The organism is Hoeflea sp. BAL378, from assembly GCF_000759435.1.
GTDB lineage: Bacteria > Pseudomonadota > Alphaproteobacteria > Rhizobiales > Rhizobiaceae > Hoeflea.
This window is the reverse complement of record NZ_JRJG01000180.1, coordinates 1-5,829: the sequence shown is the minus strand read 5'-3', so window position 1 is coordinate 5,829 and position 5,829 is coordinate 1. Positions and strand designations below refer to the sequence as shown.

Here is a 5,829-nt window from a genome sequence, read left to right as displayed (position 1 = left end):
CCCGCGGGCCGCCGCCCTCTCGACATTTCCGCCCCCGCCATTAAGTTGAAGCTCAGAGTCGCGCGCGGCTCGAAAGCAATCCAGCCCCAGGACCTGCCATGAACATCGCGACACCAAAATTCGGCGTGGGCGCATCCGCGTTGCGCAAGGAAGATCCGAAGCTGGTGCGCGGCGAGGGCGCCTTCACCGACGACATCAGGGCCAAGGGCGAGCTGCGTGGCTTCGTGCTGCGCTCGGCCCATGCCGCGGCGCGCTTCGTCATCAACGATCTCGACGCCGCCCGCGCCGCGCCGGGCGTGCATCTGGTGCTCACCGCCGCCGATGTCGCCCATCTCGGGCCGGTGATGTGCCTGGCGCCGGTGAAGCAACCCGACGGCAGCCGCCATGCGCTCAAGCACACGCCGCTTCTGTGCGACGGCGAGGTCCGCCATGTCGGCGACGCGGTGGCCTTCATCGTCGCCGAGACGCTCGAGCAGGCGCGGGACGCCTCCGAGCTCATCGACATCAAGTGGGAATTCGCCGAGGCGCACGCCGATCTCGCCACCGCGCTCGACGACGGCGTTCCGCTGGTCTGGCCGGATCTGGGGACCAACCAGGCCTATCTCTACCATGTCGGCGACGAAGCGGCGACGAACGCGGCCTTCGCCGGAGCCGATCGCGTCACCACGATCAGCTTCGTCAACAACCGGCTTGTGACCAACTACATGGAGACCCGCGCCTGCCTCGCCGAATGGGACGATGCGGCCGGGAAATTCACCCTGACGCTCGGCTCGCAGGGGGTTCACTCGATCCGCCGGACGCTCGCCAACGATGTCTTCCGGATGGATCTCGAGGATTTCCGCGTCGTCACCCGCGATGTCGGCGGCGGCTTCGGCACCAAGTCCTTCAACTACCGGGAATACCCGCTGTCGCTCGAAGCGGCGCGCCAGCTCAACCGCCCGGTCAAATGGGTGGCCGACCGCACCGAGCATTTCCTGGCCGACGCCCATGGCCGCGACCACCAGGTCACCGCCTCGCTGGCGATGGACCGCGACGGGCGCATCCTCGGGCTGAAGATCGACCTGCTCGCCAATATGGGCGCCTATCTGAGCCAGTTCGGCCCCTATGTGCCGACCTTCGGCGGCTCGATGGCGACCGGCGTCTACGACATCCAGAACCTCGATTTCAAGCTGCGCGGCGTCTACACGCACACGGTCCCGGTCGACGCCTATCGCGGCGCCGGCCGCCCCGAGGCCGCCTTCCTGATCGAGCGGCTGATCGATGCGGCGGCGCGCGAGATGGGGATGCCGGTGGCGGAGCTCAGGCGCCGCAATTTCATCCGTCCCGAGCAGTTCCCCTATCTCACGCAAGGCGGGCGCAACTACGACGTCGGCGAATTCGACGGCCACATGACCCGCGCGCTGGAGAAGGCCGATTTTGCCGGATTTCCCGAGCGCGTCCGCGAGGCCGAGAGCCGCGGAAGGCTGCGCGGTTTCGGCACCGCGGTCTATATCGAGGCCTGCGCCTTCGCGGGCTCCGAGCCCGCCAGGCTGACACTCGACCCCGACGGTGGCATCACGCTTTATATCGGCACCCAGACCAACGGCCAGGGCCACGCCACCGCCTACAGCCAGTTCGTGGCCGATCACATCGGCATCGATTTCGACAAGATCACCGTGCGCCAGGGGGACACGGCCGAGCTCGCCAAGGGCGGCGGCACCGGCGGCTCGCGCTCGATCCCGCTCGGCGGCGTCTCGGTCGCCGCGGCCTCCGAAGTGCTGGCCGAGAAGATGAAGAAGATCGCCGCCGACGAACTCGAGGCCTCCGCCGCCGACATCGAGCTGGTCGACGGCTCCGCCCGCATCGTCGGCACCGACCGGGTGCTGAGCTACGCCGACCTCGCCCGCGCGGCGAAATCCGACGAGGACCGCACCGGCCTTGCCGACGTGGTCCAGGACGAGGCGACCTATCCCAACGGCACCCATGTCTGCGAGATCGAGATCGATCCGGAGACCGGCCATGTCGAGGTGGTGCGCTACACCATCGTCGATGATTTCGGCATGACCGTGAACCCGGTGCTGCTCCTGGGCCAGGTGCATGGCGGCGTCGTCCAGGGCATCGGCCAGTGCCTGAGCGAGGGCGTGATCTATTCTCAGGACGGCCAGCTCCTGACCGCGAGCTTCATGGATTACGCCGTGCCGCGCGCCGACAGCGTGCCCTTCTTCGATTTCGAGACCCGCAACGTGCCCTCGACCACCAACGCCATGGGGATCAAGGGCGCGGGCGAGGCGGGCACCATCGGCGCCTGCCCGGCGGTGATGAACGCGCTCATCGATGCGCTCGACCGGGCAAAGGGCGTGCGTCACATCGACATGCCGGCGACGCCGCAACGCATCTGGGACGCGCTCAACGGCTGAGCCGCCGCGCGACCGGCCCGGCCGTGCGGCCGGGTCGCATCAGCGCGACGCGGGGCGTCCATCAGCTTTTTTGATCGGACGATCGCCGGTCAACCGGTTATCGTTGCCCCGAACGGTTGTCATGACCGCCGACCGCCCCAGACCGGATCCGCCAGGCTCGCGCCGCGCGGGACCGGAGCATGAAAGAGAACAGGTGCCAGATCCCACCCCGGAAGCCGCCGTTCAGGCGGAATCGCAGCCACCCTCTGCCACGCCGACCGGTTCCCCGATGATAGGCATCGCCCTCAAGGTTGCCTCCGTCGCCGTGTTTGTCTCGATGTCGACGCTGATCAAGGCCTCGGGCGAAGGCATGCCCGCCGGGCAGATCGTGTTCCTGCGCTCCCTCTTCGCGATTTTCCCGATCCTCGTCTTCCTGGCGCTGCGCGGCCAGCTCGACACCGCCTGGCGCACCAACAGCCCGATGTCGCATGTGCGCCGGGGCCTGATCGGCGTCATCGCCATGGGCCTGGGCTTTTACGGCATCATGCGGCTGCCGCTGCCCGACGCTATCGCCATCGGCTACGCCATGCCGCTGATCGCCGTGGTGTTCGCCGCGCTGTTCCTGGGCGAGACCGTGCGCATCTTCCGCTGGTCGGCGGTCGTCGTCGGTCTCGGCGGCGTGCTGATCATCTCCTGGCCGCGGCTCAGCCTGTTCTCCGAGGGCTTCGGCTCGCAGGAAGCGCTGGGCGCGGCCGGCGTGCTTGCCTCCGCCGCGCTCGGCGCCACGGCGATGATCCTGGTGCGCAAGCTGGTGCTGACCGAACGCACGCCGACCATCGTGCTCTATTTCTCGCTGATGGCGACGGTGCTGTCGCTGGCCTCGCTGCCCTTCGGCTGGATCATCCCCGATTGGCGGACCCTGTCGATGATGGCGCTCGCCGGCTTCTGCGGCGGTCTGGGGCAGATCCTCCTGACCCAGAGCTACCGCCACGCCGATGTCTCGACCATCGCGCCGTTCGAATACACCTCGATCGTGCTCGGCATCGCCATCGGCTATGTCGTCTTCGGCGACATTCCGAGCTGGTCGATGCTGATCGGCACCTTCATCGTGATCGGCGCCGGCCTGTTCGTCATCCTGCGCGAACACGCGCTCGGCCTCGAACGCAAGGCACAGCGCAAGCTGGTCACTCCGCAGGGGTAGGGCGCCCGCGGCAGGCGTCCCCGAGGATCCAGCCCCCGACCGGGGAAGTGCTGGCTGTCTGTTCCCTGAACGACCAGACGGAGCTTCAAAGGCGCCGGCTGCTACCGCCGGGCCGAGATCTCGTCCGCCTCCTCTTCCGTCTCCTCGCCATAGGCGGGGTCGGAGCGGGGGTCGAGTTCGGCGGTCTGCGGGGTCAGGTCGGGCAGCGCCGCCATCGGCAGGAAGTCCGAGCGCATCTCCTCGGACGGCTGCTCGCGGCGGCTGATGCGCCAGGCCGCATGCGCCGAATAGGCGGCGAAACTCAGCGCAATGGTCACGAACAGCGCGTGTGGGCCGAACCGGTCCATCGCCGCGCCCGTGATCAGCGGCCCCACCATGGTGGCCCCGCCATAGGTCAGCATCAGCCCGCTCGAAACCTCGACGAACTCGTCGGGCTTGGCGTGGTCGTTGGCATGCGCCACGTTGAGCGAATAGATCGGAAACAGCACGGTGCCTAGGCACAGCATTCCGGCGAAGAAGACGATGCGGTTCTCCACCCCGAAGGCCACCGTGACCGCGCAGGCGGCGATGCCGATGAAGCCCGCGAAGATCATCACCTTGCGCCGGTCCATCCGGTCCGAGGCGCGGCCCAGCGGATACTGGAAGATCGCCCCGCCGATCATGGCGATGGCCAGCATCGAGGCGCCCTCGGTCGTCGACAGCCCGAGCTGGGTCGCGTAGACCGGCCCGAGCCCGCCCCAGGCGCTGGCGATCAGGCCCGCGAGCAGGGTTCCCACCACCGCCGCCGGCGAGCGCCGGTAGAGCCCGGGAATGTCGAACTTCACCTGGGTGAGCGGCTGCGGCGACTGTGCCCCCGACAGCGCCGTGGGCATCACCGCGAGCGAACAGACAAGCGCGCAGATCATGAACAGCGTCGGGCCGGAGGGATCGCCGAAGGGGACGATGTATTGTCCCACCATGACCGCCGTCATGCTCACCACCATGTAGACCGAAAACAGCGCGCCGCGGTTTTCATTGCTGACCTTCTCGTTGAGCCAGCTTTCGATGATCATGTAGGCGCCGGCGATGGAGAACCCGGCCAGCGCCCGGGTGAGCACCCAGGCGGCGGGATGCACGATCAGCGAGTGCAGCAGGAACGACATCGCCATGATCGTCGTCAGCGCGCCGAACACGCGCACATGGCCGACCTTGAGCACCAGCCGCGGCGTGATCACGCAACTGGCGGTGAAGGCGATGGCGTAGCCGGTGGCGATCAGCGAGATGGCGAAGGTCGACCAGCCTTCGGCCACGGCGCGGACCGGGATCAGGTAGCCCGACAGGCCCATCGCGGCGAGCAGGAAGAAGGTCGAAATCAGCAACGACGCCACCGATCGAATGGACTGGATCATGGTGGCTTCCCTGGCATCGAAACAGGGCCCGCCCGAAATCCGGCGATATCCGGAAGACGCAAGGCCCGTGTGCATGAATCATTCGCCCTGACAATGTCATGCCGGATTGCGACAGGACAGCCGGAATGCGACGCGGGCGGATGATTTCGCGCCCCCGCGCTCCGGCGAGGGACTTCTAGTCGGCCCGCGAGGCGGAGCCGAGCCGCTCGATCCGGTCCTGCAGCGACAGAAGATCCGCCCAGGCCAGCCGCTTCTGCGCGGGGTTGCGCAGCAGATAGGCCGGGTGCAGCGTCGGCAGCGCCGGGATCGGGCTGCCGCCCGCGGTGTACTCCATCCAGGTGCCCCTGAGCGACAGGATCCCCTTGTCGGTGCCGAGCAGCGCCTTGCTGGCGACATTGCCGAGCATGACGACGATCCTGGGCGCCGCGAGCTCGACATGCCGCTCGATGAACGGGCGGCAGAGCTCGATCTCGTGCGGCGCGGGCGTGCGGTTGCCGGGCGGCCGCCAGGGGATCATGTTGGTGATGTAGGCGGTGTCGCGGTCAAGCCCGATGGCGGCGAGCATGCGGTCGAGCAATTGCCCGGCGCGGCCCACGAAGGGCGCGCCCTGGATGTCCTCCTCGCGGCCCGGGGCCTCGCCGATGAACATCACTTGGGCCTCGGGATTGCCGTCGGCGAACACCAGCGTCTTGGCGCTGTGGCGCAGATTGCAGCCGGTGAAGCCGTCGAGCGCGGCGCGCAATTCGGCGATCGAGGATGCTCCGGCGGCGAGCGCACGCGCGTCCTCGAAGGCGGCTTCCCCGGGGATGGTGAGCTGCGAGGCCTGGGGCGCCGGCGTCATCGGCGCAGCGGAGGCTGCCGCTCT

The 5,829-nt window shown here is 68.2% G+C and carries 4 protein-coding genes; 2 read left to right on the top strand and 2 right to left on the bottom strand.

Features of this window, described 5'->3' with window-relative positions:
- Nucleotides 1–98: 98 nt before the first annotated feature.
- Nucleotides 99–2,396: a xanthine dehydrogenase family protein molybdopterin-binding subunit gene (locus LL06_RS24455; protein WP_035533258.1), complete on the top strand. Its 2,298-nt coding sequence runs from the start codon at nt 99–101 to the stop codon at nt 2,394–2,396.
- A gap of 268 nt (nt 2,397–2,664) precedes the next feature.
- Nucleotides 2,665–3,576 (top strand): DMT family transporter, encoded by a 912-nt coding sequence (locus LL06_RS24450; RefSeq protein WP_035533256.1) that lies wholly within the window; start codon nt 2,665–2,667, stop codon nt 3,574–3,576.
- Nucleotides 3,577–3,677: 101 nt separating this feature from the next.
- Here the strand turns inward: LL06_RS24450 and LL06_RS24445 are convergent, their stop codons facing one another.
- Together LL06_RS24445 and LL06_RS24440 are read right to left on the bottom strand one after the other, a co-directional pair.
- Nucleotides 3,678–4,964 carry an MFS transporter gene (locus LL06_RS24445; protein ID WP_035533262.1) on the bottom strand — a complete coding sequence of 429 codons (1,287 nt, stop codon included), beginning with the start codon at nt 4,962–4,964 and terminating at the stop codon, nt 3,678–3,680.
- Between the two features lie 175 nt (nt 4,965–5,139).
- A partial coding sequence (locus tag LL06_RS24440) for a uracil-DNA glycosylase (RefSeq protein ID WP_035533260.1) occupies nt 5,140–5,829 on the bottom strand: 690 nt, incomplete at its 5' end.